We start from the raw sequence: 16,023 nt of genomic DNA, 5'->3' as shown, positions 1-16,023 counted from the left end.
CTGAGGCGGTGAAAAGTCGTGTCCTGCCCCCGTTTCCCCCCTCCCCGACGCCTACTTTGGGTGCGTGGAGCAACACAGTGCGCGCACACCCCACAAGAACAGCGGTGCCCCCACCGCCGCCTCCCCGCTGCCGCGGCCGGTTCGCCCGCAGCGCCGCCCGCAGGGCGCGACAGCCGTCCGGGGCGGTCTGCCCCGGGGGCCGCTGCTGCTGCGGGTGGCCCGGCTGCGCCGGACGGAGCCCCGGCTGACCGGACTGGGCACCGGCGTCTTCATCACGCTGGCCGCGCTGGCCGGAGGCGCCGCGGACTCGCTGATCACGGGCGAGCCCGGCACCCTCTTCGGGGTCGTCTTCCTGCTGGCCTGCCTCGCCGCCGGCCTCTTCGTACGGCCGTACGACCTGTCGGCGGCGCCGGTCAGCGCGCCCATCGCCTTCACCCTCGCGCTGGCCGTGACGGCCGACGGCGAGGGCGGGGGCTTCACGGGCCATGTGATGGGCCTGCTGACCGGGCTCGCCACCCTGACGGGCTGGCTGTACGGGGGCACGGTCGGTGCCGCGGTGATCGCGGCCGCGCGGAAGGTGGCCTATGTGATGCGCGAACGACGCCGCTGAGCGCATCCCCCGGCCCCGGACCGGGGGATGCGGTGCCCACCCGGTGCCCCCACGGGCACCGGGTCCCCGGCCACCTCCCGCCGGCCGCCCGTGGTCAGGAGCGGACCGCGGCCGCCGCCATGCCCGCGCCGACGATGCCCGCGTTGTTCTGCAGCGCGGCCGGCACGATCTCGGCCCTGATGCCGGTCAGCAGCGGCAGGAACTTGTCGGCCTTGCGGCTGACCCCGCCGCCGAGGATGAACAGCTCGGGCGAGAAGAGCATCTCGACGTGGGCGAGGTACTTGTGCAGGCGCTTGGCCCAGTGCTCCCAGGTGAGGCCTTCGTCGTCCTTGGCCTTGGTGGAGGCCTTCGTCTCGGCGTCGTGGCCGTGCAGTTCCAGGTGGCCCAGCTCCGTGTTGGGCAGCAGGTTGCCGTCGAGGAAGACGGCGCTGCCGATGCCCGTGCCGAGGGTGAGCACGATGACCGTGCCCTTGCGGCCACGGCCCGCCCCGTACTCCATCTCGGCCATGCCCGCGGCGTCCGCGTCGTTGAGCAGGGTCACCGCGCAGCCGACCTTCTGGGACAGGAGACCGGCGGCGTCCATGTCGATCCAGCCCTTGTCGACGTTCGCCGCCGTGCGCGTCATGCCGTGCGTGACCACTCCGGGGAACGTGGCCCCGACGGGACCCGTCCACCCGAAGTGGTCGACGACCTGCTTCACGCACTCCGCGACGGCGTCGGGGGTCGCGGGATGGGGAGTGAGCACTTTGAAGCGCTCCTCCGCCAGGTCACCACGCCCGAGGTCGACCGGGGCGCCCTTGATGCCCGATCCGCCGATGTCCACACCGAAAACGCTCATGCCCCAACGCTACGACGTGGCACGGTCGGTCACCCCTCGGAGGTGCCGCCCCGCATCAGTTCGGCGGCCTCGGCGCGCAGGTCCCGGCGGAGCTCCTTGGGCAGCGAGAAGGTGATCGACTCCTCGGCGGCCTTGACGATCTCCACGTCCTCGAAGCCGCGGGCGGCCAGCCACTCCAGCACCTGCTCGACGAGCACCTCGGGCACGGAGGCGCCGGAGGTGACACCGACCGTGGAGACGCCGTCCAGCCACGCCTCCTCGATCTCGTCGGCGAAGTCCACCAGGTACGAGGCGCGGGCCCCGGCCAGCTTGGCGACCTCGACCAGGCGCACGGAGTTGGAGGAGTTGCGCGAGCCGACGACGATGACCAGGTCGGCCTCGGCGCCCATCTGCTTCACGGCGAGCTGACGGTTCTGCGTGGCGTAGCAGATGTCGTCGCTCGGCGGCGAGATGAGCTGCGGGAACTTCTCCTTGAGGGCGTCGACGGTCTCCATGGTCTCGTCCACGGAGAGCGTGGTCTGGGAGAGCCAGACGACCTTGGACGGGTCGCGGACCTCGACCTTCTCCACGTCGCCGGGGCCGTCGACCAGGGTGATGTGGTCGGGGGCCTCGCCGGAGGTGCCGATGACCTCCTCGTGGCCCTCGTGGCCGATGAGGAGGATGTCGTAGTCCTCGTTGGCGAACCGCACGGCCTCCTTGTGGACCTTGGTGACCAGCGGGCAGGTCGCGTCGATCGTGGCGAGCCGGCCCTTGGCGGCCTCCTCGTGGACGACCGGGGCGACGCCGTGGGCGGAGAACATGACGATCGACCCCGGCGGCACCTCCTCCGTCTGCTCGACGAAGATCGCGCCCTTCCGCTCCAGGGTCTGCACGACGTACTTGTTGTGGACGATCTCGTGGCGGACGTACACGGGGGCCCCGTACTGCTCCAGGGCCTTCTCGACGGCGATCACGGCACGGTCCACACCCGCGCAGTAGCCTCGCGGGGCGGCGAGCAGGACGCGGCGGGAAGTCGTAGCGGTCATGTGCCCATCGTACGGGGCCCGGACGGGGCCCCACCGCTGCCCCGGGTGCTCCGGGCGGGGGTGCGGGGGCGGTGCCGGAGCGTCCCGGGGCGCACGCGACGGGCACGCCCGGGCCCGGCCCCGGCCCGGCGCACCGGGTTCAGCGGCAGCGCCGCGTACCCCGCGCGGCGCGGCGGGCGGCGAGCACCCACACGGCCGCGAGTGCCGCCCCCGCCAGGGGCAGGCAGCTGAAGCAGCCGCAGCCGGGACCGTAGCGGCCGACGCGGAGCCCGGCGTGGACGCGTGGCGGCCGTTCGGACGGGGTCCAGCCGTACCGGCCGGGTCGGCGCATGGGACCTCCCAGGACCTGTCGCTGGGTGCCGGCGTCACCGCCGGCAGCGGTTTACCGGGTCGCCCCCAGCCTGCGCGGCGGCGCGGCGGCGGGACAGCGGGGCGTGCCATTCGGGTCGGGCGGGAGGAGCGTCACTGTCCGTGGCGGGGGCTAGTCTCGGCGTATGGCTGTGAACACGTCCGCGGAGACGCCGATCCCGGTCGGCGAGGTGTCCCGGCTGATCGGCGGCTGGATCGACAAGCTCGGCCCGGTGTGGGTCGAGGGGCAGATCACCCAGTTGTCACGGCGCCCGGGGGCGGGCGTGGTGTTCCTGACGCTGCGCGACCCGTCGCACGACATCTCGCTCAGCTTGACGTGCCGCCGGGCGGTCTTCGACGCCTTCGACGGGGCGGTCGGCGAGGGCGCCCGGGTCGTGGTGCACGCCAAACCGGAGTGGTACGCGCCGCGCGGCCAGCTGTCGCTGCGCGCTGCGGAGATCCGCCCGATAGGCGTCGGCGACCTGCTGCTGCGGCTGGAGCAGCTGAAGAAGCGGCTGGCGGCCGAGGGCCTGTTCGCACTGGAGCGCAAGCGGCCGCTGCCGTTCCTGCCCCAGTTGATCGGGCTGGTCTGCGGCCGGGCCTCGGCCGCCGAGCGTGACGTGCTGGAGAACGCGCGGCTGCGCTGGCCCGCGGTCCGCTTCGAGGTGCGCAACGTGCCCGTCCAGGGGGCGTACGCGGTGCCGCAGGTGATCGAGGCGGTGCGCGGTCTGGACGCGCACCCCGAGGTCGACGTGATCATCGTGGCGCGGGGCGGCGGCAGCGTGGAGGACCTGCTGCCGTTCTCGGACGAGCGGCTGGTGCGTACGGTCGCCGAGTGCCGTACGCCCGTGGTGTCGGCGATCGGGCACGAGCCGGACACCCCGCTGCTGGACCTGGTGGCCGATCTGCGCGCCTCCACGCCGACCGACGCGGCCAAGCGCGTCGTGCCGGACGTGGGCGAGGAGCTGGCCCGGGTCGAGCAGTTGCGGCAGCGCTCGCTGCGCGTGATGCGCGGGCTGCTGGACCGGGAGGAGCGGGGGCTGGCCGCCGCGGTGAGCCGGCCGTGCATGGCGCGGCCACAGCTGATGGTGGACGAGCGCGAGGAGCAGGTCGCGGCGCTGCTGGAGCGGTCCCGCCGGCATCTGCGGCACCGGCTGGAGCGGGCGGACGACGAGCTGGCGCACACCCGGGCCCGGGTCCTGGCGCTCTCCCCCGCCGCGACGCTGCAGCGCGGGTACGCGGTGCTGCAGCGCGAGGACGGGCAGGTCGTGCGCGCCGCGGACGAGGTGGCCGAGGAGGAGAAGCTGCGCGCCCGGGTGGCCGAGGGCGAGTTCACCGTCCGCGTCACGCGCTGACCGCCGGGGCGCCGTTCCCGGGACGGGGCGCCGCGTGCCCGGCCGCCGTGTCGGAGGGCGGCCCTAGGCTGGTGCCATGGCAGATCAGGACACGCTGGGGTACGAGCAGGCCCGCGACGAGCTCGTCGACGTCGTTCGCCGTCTGGAGGCCGGCGGCTCCACGCTCGAGGAGTCCCTCGCCCTGTGGGAGCGGGGGGAGCAGCTGGCCAAGGTGTGCCGCGACTGGCTGGAGGGCGCCCGCGCCCGGCTGGACGCGGCCCTGGCGGAGGAGTCCGGCGGCACCGGGGAGGGTCCGGAGGCCGCGGAGGAGCAATGACCGGGTGAGCGGGGCGCGGGCGGCGTGACCCGCTTCACGGAGTAATGGTTGAAAGTTCAGTTGAATTTTCATCTATGGTGGACAGAGAGTTCCGACGCGCCTTCCCCAGGGCGCTGCTCCACATCCCCCACCGAGGTACCCCATGACGCTCCAGCTCGACCCCACGGCCCAGGACCTGCTCTTCCGCGAGGCGCGCACCGCCAACGCCTTCAGCGGGGAGCCGGTGACCGACGAGCAGGTCCAGGACGTGTACGACCTGGTCAAGTACGCCCCCACCGCCTACAACCAGCAGCCGCTGCGCATCGTGCTGGTGCGCTCCCCCGAGGCCCGCGAGCGCCTGGTGGGCCACATGAACGAGGGCAACCGGGCGAAGACCGCCGCGGCGCCGCTGGTCGCGGTCCTGGCCGCCGACAACGAGTTCCACGAGGAGCTGCCGGCCCAGTTCCCGGCCTTCCCGCAGGCCAAGGAGGTGCTCTTCGCCGAGCGCCCGGCACGCGAGGCGTCCGCGGCCTTCAACGCCGCGCTGCAGGTGGGCTACTTCATCCTCGGCGTGCGGGCCGCAGGCCTGGCCGCCGGCCCGATGACCGGCTTCGACGCCGACGCCATCGACAAGGCGTTCTTCCCCGACGGCGAGCACTCCGTGCTCGCCGTGGTCAACATCGGCAGGCCGGGCGAGAACGCCTGGCGCGAGCGCGGACCGCGCCTGGCCTACGACGAGGTCGTCACCACCGTCTGACGACACCCCTCGCCATCGACGGCAATTCACCGTCACCGCCGCGCGCCCTCGGCCCGCGGCGGTGACGTGCTTCAGCCCTGCGGGCCGCCGCCCCGCTCCTCGAGCGCGCCGGCCAGTTCCGCGAGCCGCGCCATCGGGGCCGTGCCGGTGACCATCGTGGTCACCCCGCCCTCCTCGCGCACCAGCGCGTCGTACTTGTGGCCCTCGTAGCGCTGCCAGGTCTCGCCGCCGACCGTGCGGGTGCCGACCCGCTTCGCCTGGTGGCTCTTGATCGCGACGAACTTCTCCGCGACCTCGTTGCTCTGCTCGACGGCCGCGTACTCGTTCTTCGGGTCGACGAAGCCCAGGTGCCACCGCACGGCCTTCGGGTCGGTGGACTCGTACGTCACCGAGGTCGCCCGCCAGCCCTCGCCGAGCCCCACGGGCGCCGCGACCTGGTACGGGGCGTCGCGCCGTGCCTGGTCGAGCTCGACCCGGTAGCCGACCGCCTTGACGGGGTCGTGGTTCTCGTCGTGCGGGATGAAGAGCCAGATGACCCCGGCGACGACGCCGATCGCCGCCATCGAGAGCACCATGTCCCGCAGTGTTTCCGTGCCGCGCTTCTTTGCCACGCCCCCTATGGTCCCCCATGCCCCGGACCGTCCGGCCGCCCGGGGTCGCCCCCGAGGGGAAATCCGCTCATGTGACGGGCGGCCTGCTCATCCTGGCGGGGTCCGGATAAGGTCGTAACACCCTCTTATCCCGGCCGTCCTCGTACAGAAAGGTGCGCTGTGATGACCGAGCAGCACGAAAACCACAACCTGCCGCCGCAACTCGAGGTCAATCCCGAGGCCCCCGACCGCAACCTCGCCCTGGAACTCGTCCGGGTCACCGAGGCCGCCGCCATGGCCGCCGGCCGCTGGGTCGGGCGCGGCGACAAGAACGGCGCGGACGGCGCGGCCGTCAAGGCCATGCGCACCCTCGTCTCCACCGTGTCGATGAACGGCGTCGTCGTCATCGGCGAGGGGGAGAAGGACGAGGCCCCGATGCTCTTCAACGGCGAGCGCATCGGCGACGGGAACGGCGCTGAGTGCGACATCGCCGTGGACCCGATCGACGGCACCACGCTGACCGCCAAGGGCATGCCCAACGCCATCGCGGTGCTCGCCGCCGCGGACCGCGGCGCGATGTACGACCCCTCGGCCGTCTTCTACATGGACAAGCTGGTCACCGGCCCCGAGGCCGCCGACTACGTCGACATCACCGCCCCGCCCTCGGTCAACATCCGCCGGGTCGCCAAGGCGAAGGGCAGCGCCCCCGAGGACGTCACGGTCGTCATCCTCGACCGTCCCCGCCACGAGGGCATCGTCAAGGAGGTCCGGGAGACCGGGGCGCGCATCAAGTTCATCTCCGACGGCGACGTGGCCGGCGCGATCATGGCCGTGCGCGAGGGCACCGGCGTCGACATGCTGATGGGCGTCGGCGGCACGCCCGAGGGCATCATCGCGGCCTGTGCGATCAAGTGCCTCGGCGGCACCATCCAGGGCAGGCTGTGGCCGAAGGACGAGGCGGAGAAGCAGCGCGCCCTGGACGCGGGCCACGACCTAGAGCGGATCCTGCACACGGACGACCTGGTCCGGGGCGACAACGTCTTCTTCGTCGCCACCGGCATCACCGACGGCGAACTGCTGCGCGGAGTGCGGTACCGCGCCGAGACGGCGATCACCCAGTCGCTGGTCATGCGCTCGAAGTCCGGCACGATCCGCCAGATCGACTCCACGCACCGCCTGTCGAAGCTGCGCGCCTACAGCACCATCGACTTCGACCGCGCGCGCTGAGCCGCAGCGGCCCGCGCAGCGCACCCGAGTACGAGGACCGGGACCCCGCCGTGGCGGCGGGGTCCCGGTCCTTCGCTCGTTTCAGCCCGCCGCGGCGATCCGCGTCCCGGGCCGCTGCAGCTCCGCCTCCCGGCGGCGGCGCCGGGCCAGGACGACCCTGCGCTCCGCGGCGGTCATCCCGCCCCACACGCCGTAGGGCTCCGGCTGGAGCAGCGCGTGCTCGCGGCACTCCAGCATCACCGGGCAGCGCGCGCACACCCGCTTGGCGGCCTCCTCACGGGACAGCCGCGCCGCGGTCGGCTCCTTGGAGGGCGCGAAGAACAGACCCGCCTCGTCACTGCGGCACGCCGCCTCCGAGTGCCATGGGCCGCCCAGGTCCCGGGGGTGACTCAGGGAGGACCTGGAGGCTGCCGGGGGCTCGATCGGTTGAAGCACGGGATACTCCTGACGACGGCTCGGCTTGGTGTCACCCTTGCCCGTCGCTGCGGTGCCGGTGCGTCTCCACGGGTCTGTCGGCGTGAGGAGGGCTGCGGCGAGCGACGTGTCTCCTTGCCCTACCCGTTGTACGCGCGTTCATGCGCACCGTGCCCGGTGCGCCGCCCGCCGGCCCGGTGGTGTGTGCGGCCGATCCCCTTGCGCGGCACGGGAGTTGACCCGGGCCGTGGTCGGCCGTGGTCAGCCGTCGAGCTCGGCGGGGCCGAGCCCCTTCTTCTTCACGCGCTTGCCACGGCGCGGCTTGGCCTCGACGCCGCCCCAGAAGGCGAAGCCCTGCACCTTGATGACCGGGGCGTGCGGGTCGGGCGACTCGTACGCCTTCACGTCGGAGCCCCCCATGATGCCCACGACGCCGCCGCCGTGCAGGGTGACGTTCTCGGGGACCTTGATCTCCACGCCGCCCATGATGGCGGTGCAGTTGATGACGAGCTCGGGGCTGGTGAAGGTGGCCTCGGTGAGGTCGATGACGACGCCGCCCATGATGGCGACGGCGTTGATCTTCGAGCCGACCCGCCAGCGGCCCTTGCGCTCGGCGCCGCCGAGGATGCCGATCAGGTTGGGGTTCTCCCCGGAGCCGTCGGGCACCCAGTGGTGCGCCGCGGGCGACGGCGCGGGCGCGCCCGCGGGGCGTCCCGCGGGGAGATCGCGGACGTACGGCTCCAGTTCGCCCACGGTCTTGGCCGCGTAGACCCCGTCGAGCCGCTCGGAGTGCTCCTCGGTGGTCAGACGGCCCTCCGCGAGGGCATCGCGAAGGATGTCGGCCACCCGGTCGCGGTCCGCGTCGGACGCACGGATGTCGGCTTCGGCCACGGGGCGCACGGGGTGCTGTTCACGCTTCTGGAGCGACGACTCATCCACCCGACTACCGTACACAAACGCGATAGATCGCGACTAGGGCCGGTGAGGGTCACCTCACACCTCCGGTACCCCGCGCACGTTCTACGCTTGTTGGGCTTCTATGACGCAGCGCCAGTGAGGATGTCCCTTATGCCCGAGTTCGCCTATACGGATCTGCTCCCTCTCGGTGAGGACACCACTCCGTACCGTCTGATCACCTCCGAGGGCGTCAGCACCTTCGAGGCAGACGACCGCACCTTCCTCAAGGTGGAGCCCGAGGCGCTGCGCAAGCTCGCCGCCGAGGCGATGCACGACATCTCGCACTACCTGCGTCCCGCGCACCTCGCCCAGCTGCGCCGGATCCTCGACGACCCCGAGGCGTCCGCCAACGACCGCTTCGTCGCCCTGGACCTGCTGAAGAACGCCAACATCGCCGCGGCCGGCGTCCTGCCGATGTGCCAGGACACGGGCACCGCGATCGTGATGGGCAAGCGCGGCCAGAACGTGCTGACGGCGGGCGGCGACGAGGAGGCCCTGTCGCACGGCATCTTCGACGCCTACACCAAGCTCAACCTGCGCTACTCCCAGATGGCCCCGCTGACGATGTGGGAGGAGAAGAACACCGGCTCCAACCTGCCGGCGCAGATCGAGCTGTACGCGACCGACGGCGGCGCCTACAAGTTCCTCTTCATGGCCAAGGGCGGCGGCTCGGCCAACAAGTCCTTCCTCTACCAGGAGACCAAGGCGGTCCTCAACGAGGCCTCCATGATGAAGTTCCTGGAGGAGAAGATCCGTTCGCTCGGCACGGCCGCCTGCCCGCCGTACCACCTGGCGATCGTGGTCGGCGGCACCTCCGCCGAGTACGCGCTCAAGACCGCCAAGTACGCCTCCGCGCACTACCTGGACGAGCTGCCGGGCGAGGGTTCGCCGACCGGGCACGGCTTCCGGGACAAGGAGCTGGAGGAGAAGGTCTTCGAGCTGACGCAGAAGATCGGCATCGGCGCGCAGTTCGGCGGCAAGTACTTCTGCCACGACGTGCGCGTGGTGCGGCTGCCCCGGCACGGCGCGTCCCTGCCGGTCGCCATCGCCGTGTCCTGCTCCGCCGACCGCCAGGCCGTCGCGAAGATCACCGCCGAGGGCGTCTTCCTGGAGCAGCTGGAGACCGACCCGGCCGGGTACCTGCCGGAGACCACCGACGAGCACCTGTCGGACGAGGACGTCGTGCGCGTCGACCTCGACCGGCCGATGGACGAGGTGCTGGCGGAGCTGTCGAAGTACCCGGTCAAGACCCGGCTGTCGCTGACCGGCTCGCTGGTCGTCGCCCGCGACATCGCGCACGCCAAGATCAAGGAGCGGCTGGACGCGGGCGAGGAGATGCCGCAGTACCTGCGCGACCACCCGGTCTACTACGCGGGTCCGGCCAAGACCCCCGAGGGTTACGCCTCCGGCTCCTTCGGCCCGACCACGGCCGGCCGCATGGACTCCTACGTCGAGCAGTTCCAGGCCGCGGGCGGCTCCAAGGTCATGCTCGCCAAGGGCAACCGCTCGAAGCAGGTCACCGACGCGTGCGCCGCGCACGGCGGCTTCTACCTCGGCTCGATCGGCGGACCGGCGGCGCGCCTGGCCCAGGACTGCATCAAGAAGGTCGAGGTCCTCGAGTACGCCGAGCTCGGCATGGAGGCGGTCTGGAAGATCGAGGTCGAGGACTTCCCGGCCTTCATCGTCGTCGACGACAAGGGCAACGACTTCTTCACCGATCCGGCGCCCGCGCCGACGTTCACCAGCATCCCGGTGCGCCCCGGGGCGTGACCCGTCCCGGAACGGCCCGGCACCGCGTGCGCGGTGCCGGGCCGCGGCGTTCCCCGGTGCGCTCCGGGGGAATGAAACGTGCGGTGCCGCTGTCGTGGTGAGGGGGTCTACTGGGAGGTACCAGGACGCCCGACGATGTCCGCGATGGAAGGAATTCCGGCCATGCCCGAGCAGGACGCAGGGGACGAGCGCGAGTACCGCACCGAGCACGACTCGATGGGCGAGGTGCGCGTCCCGGCCCACGCCAAGTGGCGTGCGCAGACCCAGCGGGCGGTGGAGAACTTCCCCATCAGCGGACGCGGGCTGGAGCGCGCCCACATCGAGGCGCTCGCCCGGATCAAGGCGGCCGCGGCCAAGGTGAACGCGGAGCTGGGCGTCCTGGACAAGGACGTCTCGGAGGCGATCCAGGAGGCCGCCGCCGAGGTGGCCGAGGGTCGCTGGGACGCGCACTTCCCGATCGACGTCTTCCAGACCGGGTCGGGCACCTCGTCCAACATGAACACCAACGAGGTCATCGCGACCCTGGCGAGCGAGCGGCTCGGCCGCCCCGTGCACCCCAACGACCACGTCAACGCCAGCCAGTCCTCCAACGACGTCTTCCCGTCCTCCCTGCACATCGCCGCGACCGCCGCGGTGACCGGCGACCTGATCCCTGCCCTGGAGCACCTGGCGGTGTCGCTGGAGCGCAAGGCCGCGGAGTTCGCGGACGTGGTGAAGTCCGGCCGTACGCATCTGATGGACGCCACGCCGGTGACGCTGGGCCAGGAGTTCGGCGGCTACGCGGCCCAGGTGCGGTACGGGGTGGAGCGGCTGCGGGCCTCGCTGCCCCGGCTGGCGGAGCTGCCGCTGGGCGGCACCGCGGTCGGCACGGGGATCAACACCCCGCCCGGATTCTCGGCGGCGGTCATCGCCGAGGTGGCGCGGACGACCGGGCTGCCGCTGACCGAGGCGCGGGACCACTTCGAGGCGCAGGGCGCCCGCGACGGGGTGGTGGAGACCTCGGGGCAGCTGCGGACGATCGCCGTGGGCCTGACCAAGATCGCCAACGACCTGCGCTGGATGGGCTCCGGCCCGCGCACCGGCCTCGCCGAGATCGCCCTGCCGGACCTCCAGCCCGGTTCGTCGATCATGCCGGGGAAGGTGAACCCGGTGATCCCCGAGGCGGTGCTGATGGTGGCCGCGCAGGTCATCGGCAACGACGTGACGATCACGACGGCCGGCGCCGCGGGCAACTTCGAGCTCAACGTGATGCTCCCGGTGATCGGCCGGAACGTGCTGGAGTCGGTCCGGCTGCTCGCCAACGTCTCCCGGCTGCTGGCGGACCGCACGGTCGACGGGATCACGGCGAACGTGGAGCGGGCCCGTGAGTACGCGGAGTCCTCGCCGTCGGTCGTGACCCCGCTCAACAAGTACATCGGCTACGAGGAGGCGGCCAAGGTCGCCAAGCGGTCGCTGGCCGAGCGCAGGACGATCCGCGAGGTGGTGCTGGAGTCCGGCTACGTCGAGCGCGGGCTGCTCACCCTGGAGCAGCTGGACGAGGCGCTGGACGTGCTGCGGATGACCCGGCCCTGACGGCGCGCCGCGCCGCCGTACCGGCCCGTCGCCGTGCCCGGCGTGACGAACGCTCGGCTCAAGGGTGACGCCTCCGTAACACGGGGTCCGTAAGATCCGTTCATGACAGCGGACATCCTTCTTTCCCAGGGAGCGGGCCGGGACGGCGGCACGGGCCACTGGGCCCCCGGCGAGCAGGTGCTGTGGCGCTACCGCGGCAACGGCAGCGACGCGGTGCACATCTGCCGTCCGGTGACCGTGGTCCGCGACGACCCGGAACTGCTGGCCGTGTGGATGGCGCCGGGCACCGAGTGCGTCAAGCCGGTCCTGACGGACGGCTCGCCGATCCACCACGAGCCGCTGGAGACCCGCTACCTCAGGCCGCGCACGACGTGCGTGGACCGCTGGTGGGGGGCGGGCGTGCTCAAGCTGGCCCGCCCGGACGAGCCCTGGTCGGTGTGGCTGTTCTGGGAGCAGGGCTGGCGCTTCAAGAACTGGTACGTGAACCTGGAGGAGCCGCGGCACCGCTGGTCGGGCGGGGTCGACTCGGAGGACCACTTCCTGGACATCCACGTCACCCCGGACCGCGGCTGGCAGTGGCGGGACGAGGACGAGTTCGCCCAGGCCCAGAGCGCGGGCCTGATGACGGCGGCCACGGCGGAGCGGGTGCGGGAGGCGGGCCGCCGGGCGGTCGGGGTGATCGGCGCCTGGGGGCGTCCCTTCAGGGACGGCTGGGAGCACTGGCGTCCGGATCCGGCGTGGCCGGTACCGGCCCTTCCGGTTGACTGGGATCGTCCGGCAAGGTGACCGCGTGAGCGGCTTGCCGGGGACCCCTGACCCAATCGTAAGATCGTGGCCCATAGTGCTGCACAAAACACAGGCTCACACTAGAGTTTGACGCTATGTCACCAAGGTCATACGGGAGGCCCGGGCTGTGGGAGTCGGCGGCTACGAGGACATACAGCTGGACCGCACCGGCCAGGCCGAGGGGTTCGACGCCATAGGTGACCGCTACGACGAGGCCTTCCCGTACAAGGAGGGCCAGGTCACCGCGGGCGAACGGCTCCTGGCCCGGCTCCCGGCGGGCGCCCGCGTCCTGGACCTCGGCTGCGGCACGGGGCTGCCGACCTGCCGTCAGCTGGTCGAGGCCGGGCACAAGGTGACGGGGGTGGACCTCTCCGCGGGGATGCTCGCGCTCGCCCGCCGCCACGTGCCCCTGGCGGCCTTCCACCAGGCCGACATCGCGGACCTGCGGACCGGCGGCCGCCACGGCCCGGGCGGCGCCCGGGACCTGGGCCGTTTCGACGCCGTCGTGGCCTTCTTCTCGCTGCTGATGCTGCCCCGGGCGGAGATCCCGCTGGCCCTGCGCAGCGTCCACGACCTCCTCCTGCCGGGCGGAATGTTCACCCTTTCGATGGTGGAAGCCGACGTGGACGACTTCGCGATTCCGTTCCTTGGTAACACCATCCGGGTATCGGGTTATCTACGGGATGAATTGCGCCAGGTGGTCGCCGAAGCGGGATTCATGGTCCTTGAGGAGGATTCGTACGCGTACGCGCCGCACACCACCGAAGTGCCGCCGGAGGAGCAGCTCTTCCTGCACTGCCGACGACCCGCCTGACGCGGCCGCCCCGCCACGTGCCCGGCACGTGACGCACCCGACCGGATGGAACGACCAGCGTGAGCACGGAGCGCATTTCTGAGCAGGCCGCTGTCCAGGGGACGGCGGCCGGCCCGGCACGTCCGGGCGACACCGAACCGGTACCGGATCCACGGGCCGGCTTCCGGCTGCCCGCCGACCCGCAGCCGGGCGACGAGACGGTCGCGTCCCCTCCCGGCGCACAGGCCCCCGGCCGGTCCCCGGCCCCGTCCGCGGCGGGCGACCGCCCGCGCCGGGGCCGCCGGGGCGGCGGCACCAAGCGCGGCACGACCGCCGGCGGGGCCGGCGATCCCGGCGGCGCCGCCACGCCGCCGGCACAGCGTCAGACCCCTTCCGACGCCCCTGCGTCGGCCCCCGTTCCCGCCAAGCCCGGCCGCGGCGGCCGGCGTGCCCGCCGCGGACGTTCCGCGCGGCAGGCATCCGAGGTACGGGACCGTCAGGCCGCCCGGGTGGTCGCCGGCGAGGGGAGCGCCGGGGTCCAGCACATGACCGTCGCGGCCACGGACGGCGGCCGCGGACGGCAGTCCGTACGGCTGCGCACCTCCGAGGCCCCTGGCGACGCCCCGGCGAACGACGGGTCCTGGAACCGCTCCGCGGGCCGGGACCGGCAGGCGGCCACCGCCATGGCCGCCCCCGTGGAGCCCGGCCGCCGGGCCACCGCGGGCGGCGGGAACCCGGGCGTCCCGGGCCTTCCCGGCCCCACCCAGCCCGAGGGCGGCGAGCCGCGCACCCGGCAGCGGACCCCCGACACGACGCTGCCCACCTCCCGGGCGGCGGGCCGGCAGGGCGGCCGCGGAGACCACGCCGGCGGGCACCCCGTCGACGAGGACTCCACCGGCGGCCAGCCGCTGAAGAAGATCGGCCCGCAGAACCGCGGCCGGGCGGGACAGGCCGAGACCGAGCGGCTGCGCTACGTCGGCGCGGCCACCCGCCGCATCGCCCGCGGCCTGGACCTGGACGAGATCGTGCTGGGCCTGTGCCGCTCCGCGGTGCCCGCCTTCGCCGACGCGATCCTGGTCTACCTGCGCGACCCGCTGCCGGTGGGCGACGAGCGTCCCTCCGGCCCGCTGGTGCTGCGGCTGCGGCGTACCGACCGGGTCCCGGACGAGGACGCCCCGGAGCCGGTCGAGGGCCTGCTCATGCCGGTCGTCCCCTCCACGGAGGGCGCCTACGGCTCGGCCGCCGAGGTCGTGAACGTCCCCACGGACGGCCCGCTGGCCGAGGTGCTGCGCGGGGTGCGGCCGGTGTTCTCCGACAGCGCGCAGTCCACGGCGGCCCTCCACGAGCTGGTCGGGGGCTGCCGGGAGGCGGAGTTCGGCGAGACGTTAGACCTTCCGAACGGACGCCGGGCGATCCTGGCACCGTTGCGCGGCCGCCGCCGGGTGATCGGCGCGACCGTGCTGCTGCGCCGTCCCGAGCGCGCCCCGTTCGACCCGGACGACCTGCTGATCGCGGCCCAGCTGGCCACCCACACCGCGCTCGGCGTGGACAAGGCCGTGCTCTACGACCGCGAGGCGTCCATCGCCGACTCCCTGCAGCGCGAGATGCTGCCGGACTCGCTGCCGGAGCCCACCGGGGTGCGGCTGGCCAGCCGCTACCTGCCGGCCGCCGAGTCGGCCCGGGTCGGCGGCGACTGGTACGACGCGATCCCGCTGCCGGGCAGCCGCGTGGCGCTGGTGGTCGGCGACGTCATGGGCCACTCCATGACCTCGGCGGCGATCATGGGCCAGCTGCGGACGACCGTGCAGACCCTGGCGGGCCTGGACCTGTCGCCGCAGGAGGTGCTCTACCACCTGGACGAGCAGGCCCAGCGGCTCGGCCAGGACCGCATGGCCACCTGCATCTACGCGGTCTACGACCCGATAGCGCACCGGGTGACCATCGCCAACGCGGGCCACCCGCCGCCGGTGCTGCTGCACGCCAGCGGCCTGGCGGAGGTGCTGCGCGTGCCGCCGGGCGCGCCGATCGGCGTGGGCGGCGTGCCCTTCGAGGCGGTGGAGCTGCCCGCCCCGGCCGGGGCGACGCTGCTGCTGTACACCGACGGCCTGGTGGAGTCCCGGGCCCGTGACGTGTGGGGCGGCATCGAGATGCTGCGCGAGCGGCTGCACACGGCGTCGGCGGTGGTGTGCCCGCCGCCGCTGGAGCCGCTGTGCGACGAGGTGCTGGAGATCGTCGGCCCGGGCGACCGGGACGACGACATCGCGCTGCTGGCCGCCCGCTTCGACGGCATCGCCCCGCGCGACGTCGCCTACTGGTTCCTGGAGCCGCGGGCGCAGACGGCCGGCCGGGCCCGGCGGCTGGTGCGCCAGGCGCTCAGCCGCTGGAACCTTGAGCCGTTGGCCGAGGCGACGGAGTTGCTGGTCAGCGAGGTGGTGACCAATGCGGTGCGGTACGCCGAGCGTCCCATCACGCTGCGGCTGCTCCGCACCGACGTGCTGCGCTGCGAGGTGGGCGACGACGCCCCGACGCTGCCGCGGATGCGCCACGCGCAGCCGCAGGACGAGGGCGGGCGCGGGCTCTACCTCGTCAACCGGATGGCCCAGCGCTGGGGAGCGACCCGGCTGAGCGCGGGGAAGGTGGTCTGGTTCGAGATGGGCATCCCGGAAGGTGGCGACCGGTAGACACT

The 16,023-nt window shown here is 72.9% G+C and carries 16 protein-coding genes; 10 read left to right on the top strand and 6 right to left on the bottom strand.

What is annotated here, in order from left to right:
* Positions 1-64 precede the first annotated feature (64 nt).
* Positions 65-610 (top strand): DUF6542 domain-containing protein, encoded by a 546-nt coding sequence (locus tag ACFW3D_RS01410; RefSeq protein WP_500500041.1) that lies wholly within the window; start codon positions 65-67, stop codon positions 608-610.
* A gap of 94 nt (positions 611-704) precedes the next feature.
* Here ACFW3D_RS01410 and ppgK read toward each other — a convergent pair whose 3' ends face one another.
* The 3 genes from ppgK to ACFW3D_RS01395 all read right to left on the bottom strand — a co-directional run bounded on the left by ppgK (position 705) and on the right by ACFW3D_RS01395 (position 2,804).
* On the bottom strand, positions 705-1,448 hold the full coding sequence (ppgK, locus tag ACFW3D_RS01405; RefSeq protein ID WP_500500039.1) for a polyphosphate--glucose phosphotransferase: 744 nt from the start codon (positions 1,446-1,448) through the stop codon (positions 705-707).
* Positions 1,449-1,477: 29 nt separating this feature from the next.
* Positions 1,478-2,473 carry a 4-hydroxy-3-methylbut-2-enyl diphosphate reductase gene (locus ACFW3D_RS01400; protein ID WP_500500037.1) on the bottom strand — a complete coding sequence of 332 codons (996 nt, stop codon included), beginning with the start codon at positions 2,471-2,473 and terminating at the stop codon, positions 1,478-1,480.
* 139 nt (positions 2,474-2,612) lie between these two features.
* Positions 2,613-2,804, bottom strand: coding sequence for a hypothetical protein (locus tag ACFW3D_RS01395; RefSeq protein ID WP_500500035.1), 192 nt, complete (start codon positions 2,802-2,804; stop codon positions 2,613-2,615).
* Between the two features lie 163 nt (positions 2,805-2,967).
* Here ACFW3D_RS01395 and xseA point away from each other — a divergent pair, with 163 nt between their 5' ends.
* From xseA to ACFW3D_RS01380, 3 genes are all read left to right on the top strand, one after another.
* On the top strand, positions 2,968-4,176 hold the full coding sequence (gene xseA / locus ACFW3D_RS01390; RefSeq protein ID WP_500500033.1) for an exodeoxyribonuclease VII large subunit: 1,209 nt from the start codon (positions 2,968-2,970) through the stop codon (positions 4,174-4,176).
* Positions 4,177-4,252: 76 nt separating this feature from the next.
* Positions 4,253-4,492 (top strand): exodeoxyribonuclease VII small subunit, encoded by a 240-nt coding sequence (locus tag ACFW3D_RS01385; RefSeq protein WP_500500031.1) that lies wholly within the window; start codon positions 4,253-4,255, stop codon positions 4,490-4,492.
* A 142-nt stretch (positions 4,493-4,634) separates the two neighbouring features.
* The gene (locus ACFW3D_RS01380) at positions 4,635-5,228 is read left to right on the top strand and encodes a malonic semialdehyde reductase (RefSeq protein ID WP_500500029.1); all 594 of its coding nucleotides are present in this window, start codon (positions 4,635-4,637) and stop codon (positions 5,226-5,228) included.
* Positions 5,229-5,299: 71 nt separating this feature from the next.
* Here the strand turns inward: ACFW3D_RS01380 and ACFW3D_RS01375 are convergent, their stop codons facing one another.
* Positions 5,300-5,839 (bottom strand): DUF4245 domain-containing protein, encoded by a 540-nt coding sequence (locus tag ACFW3D_RS01375; protein WP_500500028.1) that lies wholly within the window; start codon positions 5,837-5,839, stop codon positions 5,300-5,302.
* A gap of 162 nt (positions 5,840-6,001) precedes the next feature.
* On the opposite strand from ACFW3D_RS01375, the gene glpX reads away from it, so the two are divergent.
* Positions 6,002-7,045 carry a class II fructose-bisphosphatase gene (gene glpX / locus ACFW3D_RS01370; RefSeq protein ID WP_500500026.1) on the top strand — a complete coding sequence of 348 codons (1,044 nt, stop codon included), beginning with the start codon at positions 6,002-6,004 and terminating at the stop codon, positions 7,043-7,045.
* 81 nt (positions 7,046-7,126) lie between these two features.
* Here the strand turns inward: glpX and ACFW3D_RS01365 are convergent, their stop codons facing one another.
* Both ACFW3D_RS01365 and ACFW3D_RS01360 read right to left on the bottom strand, forming a co-directional pair.
* On the bottom strand, positions 7,127-7,480 hold the full coding sequence (locus tag ACFW3D_RS01365) for a WhiB family transcriptional regulator (RefSeq protein WP_018561404.1): 354 nt from the start codon (positions 7,478-7,480) through the stop codon (positions 7,127-7,129).
* Positions 7,481-7,720: 240 nt separating this feature from the next.
* Positions 7,721-8,398, bottom strand: coding sequence for a DUF1707 SHOCT-like domain-containing protein (locus tag ACFW3D_RS01360; protein ID WP_500500023.1), 678 nt, complete (start codon positions 8,396-8,398; stop codon positions 7,721-7,723).
* A gap of 129 nt (positions 8,399-8,527) precedes the next feature.
* Between ACFW3D_RS01360 and ACFW3D_RS01355 the strand changes: the two genes are divergently transcribed.
* From ACFW3D_RS01355 to ACFW3D_RS01335, 5 genes are all read left to right on the top strand, one after another.
* Positions 8,528-10,186, top strand: a complete 1,659-nt coding sequence (locus ACFW3D_RS01355; protein WP_500500020.1) for a fumarate hydratase — start codon at positions 8,528-8,530, stop codon at positions 10,184-10,186.
* A 162-nt stretch (positions 10,187-10,348) separates the two neighbouring features.
* Positions 10,349-11,758, top strand: a complete 1,410-nt coding sequence (locus ACFW3D_RS01350) for a class II fumarate hydratase (RefSeq protein ID WP_500500018.1) — start codon at positions 10,349-10,351, stop codon at positions 11,756-11,758.
* Positions 11,759-11,860: 102 nt separating this feature from the next.
* Complete coding sequence (gene fomD, locus ACFW3D_RS01345) at positions 11,861-12,544, top strand: cytidylyl-2-hydroxypropylphosphonate hydrolase (RefSeq protein WP_500500015.1); 684 nt, start codon at positions 11,861-11,863, stop codon at positions 12,542-12,544.
* A 127-nt stretch (positions 12,545-12,671) separates the two neighbouring features.
* Positions 12,672-13,358: a class I SAM-dependent DNA methyltransferase gene (locus ACFW3D_RS01340; RefSeq protein ID WP_500500013.1), complete on the top strand. Its 687-nt coding sequence runs from the start codon at positions 12,672-12,674 to the stop codon at positions 13,356-13,358.
* A 524-nt stretch (positions 13,359-13,882) separates the two neighbouring features.
* Positions 13,883-16,018, top strand: a complete 2,136-nt coding sequence (locus tag ACFW3D_RS01335) for a SpoIIE family protein phosphatase (RefSeq protein WP_500500176.1) — start codon at positions 13,883-13,885, stop codon at positions 16,016-16,018.
* The last annotated feature ends 5 nt before the right edge of the window (positions 16,019-16,023 follow it).

The sequence above is a fragment of the Streptomyces sp. NPDC058864 genome (assembly GCF_042742985.1).
Classification (GTDB): domain Bacteria; phylum Actinomycetota; class Actinomycetes; order Streptomycetales; family Streptomycetaceae; genus Actinacidiphila.
Note: the sequence above shows the minus strand (reverse complement) of the source record. Positions and strands in the feature narration are given on the sequence as shown.